The 1,937-nt window shown below is 42.1% G+C and carries 2 protein-coding genes and 1 pseudogene; 1 reads left to right on the forward strand and 2 read right to left on the reverse strand.

The features are described 5' to 3' along the window. Positions 1 to 70 precede the first annotated feature (70 nt). Positions 71 to 298: a hypothetical protein gene (locus IEY48_RS20170; RefSeq protein ID WP_188923330.1), complete on the reverse strand. Its 228-nt coding sequence runs from the start codon at positions 296 to 298 to the stop codon at positions 71 to 73. Positions 299 to 495: 197 nt separating this feature from the next. On the opposite strand from IEY48_RS20170, the gene IEY48_RS20175 reads away from it, so the two are divergent. Beyond that, positions 496 to 1,362, forward strand: coding sequence for a PA4780 family RIO1-like protein kinase (locus tag IEY48_RS20175; protein ID WP_188923331.1), 867 nt, complete (start codon positions 496 to 498; stop codon positions 1,360 to 1,362). 288 nt (positions 1,363 to 1,650) lie between these two features. On the opposite strand, the pseudogene IEY48_RS20515 reads toward IEY48_RS20175, so the two are convergent. Beyond that, a pseudogene (locus IEY48_RS20515) lies at positions 1,651 to 1,743 on the reverse strand (Mobile element protein); the annotation flags it as partial. Positions 1,744 to 1,937 lie beyond the last annotated feature (194 nt).

The raw sequence follows: 1,937 nt of genomic DNA on the forward strand, positions 1-1,937 counted from the left end.
ACCTTCAAAGGGAAGCATACCAGCTAAACAAAAACGAGCCTGGATGAAAACAACATACTTAGAAGCAGTATTAAATGCCGGATTCAGTGATGTGGCTAATTAATAAACACTCATGCGGTTGCCCTGCACGCTTGAGAAATGCCATCACATAGCGCTTCATGCCATATTCATCTGCACCGGTTTTCATCGCCCTAGCCTGGTCGTATAAGGGGTTTGTAGACTCATTAGCCCACGCATATTGGCTAGCATTGCCAAAGCTCAACAGTAATCCACACAGTACAATTATCGACGACTTCATATTATGTCCTATTATCATTTATTATCACTGACTATACACAAGTAAGTGATGACATTAACCCTAAACCATTGAATCTCATCCTATCCGTGCGGATTGGTATAAATATTTATCATATGTATTCAACATCATTGAGTATGAGATAAAAATAGTTACGGCAGATATATCATCATAGTCGTAACTAAGGTATAACGAGCGCTATGAAAACCCCAATACGATTACAACCACTGGTTGACGATGGTCTCGTCGATGAAGTGATAAGCCAACTGATGAGTGGCAAAGAGGCTACCGTCTATATGATCCGGTGTGGCGCAGACATTCGCTGCGCTAAAGTCTATAAAGAAGCCGCTAAACGTAGCTTTAAAAAAGCAGCACAATACCAAGAAGGACGAAAAACCAAAAATAGCCGTCGTGGTCGCGCGATGGAAAAAGGCTCAAAATACGGCCGCGAAGAACAAGAGAAAGCCTGGCAAAATGCCGAGGTTGATGCATTGTATCAATGCGCTGCAGCAAAAATTCGTGTTCCAGTGCCTTACGGTTGCTTTGACGGCGTATTATTGATGGAGTTGATCACAGACGCCAATGGCGATGTGGCTCCACGTTTAAACGACGTTAACTTAACTCATGCGCAAGCCATGTCGCAACATCACACTATGATGGGCTACATCGTACGTATGTTATGTGCCGGTATTGTGCATGGTGACTTATCTGAATTTAATGTCTTAGTTGATAGTCATGGCCCAGTGATAATCGACCTTCCACAAGCTGTCGATGCATCGGCTAACAACAATGCCAGAGCCATGTTGTATCGTGATGTGAATAACATGACCGAATATTACGGCCAATTTGCTCCAGAGCTGCTGCAAACAAAATACGCTAAAGAAATGTGGGCCCTTTACGAACAAGGTGAACTTGAACCCGATACCGCGCTCACTGGTTTATTTGAAGACGACACTGATGCTGCCGATATTGACTCGGTACTTGAAGAAATCAACGCTGCATATGAAGACGCACAGTTTAAACGCGAGCGTCAACAGGCGATAGATAATGATCATTATGATGATTAAACCGTTATAACCAAGCATAACAACACCATCAACAAACATAAATTAAGGCAACCACTAGGTTGCCTTATTATTTACAGGCTCACGTATTCTTTTGTAAACGTCTTCAACAACCTCAAGTTGGAGTTGAATGTTGGCATTTTGAGGCTAAGGCTAGCTTGTTATTGGAGAGAAACGTGTTAGATTTATTGCTCAAAATCGTCTAGTTAACATTACGATAAGTATGGCGAAGGTCAAAAACACCGTAGACATAGCTGAGGTCAATTCTATATAGATGGCCAAATTAACCGTACCACTACAAAATGCCTTACGTACCACACGAGAACAGCAGTGATAGTAAGGCGTATCTTCTAAACTAACGATTGTCTGTCTTGGTCTAGCCATCTTAAATTACCAGTCAGAGTTAAAGGTTACTAAGCCTAGTTGGTTGTTCAATATTTATCCACTTAGGATGGGTGATGAGATGGACGCTCCCTAATACGGCGTCAATGCGCCAAACTGATGTTGAACCATACAGTTACTTAAGGAGCGTCCACCATGAAAGTTACCACTATTGCGATTGATTTGGCAAAAAATGT

This window comes from Shewanella saliphila, from assembly GCF_014648295.1.
Classification (GTDB): Bacteria; Pseudomonadota; Gammaproteobacteria; order Enterobacterales; family Shewanellaceae; genus Shewanella; species Shewanella saliphila.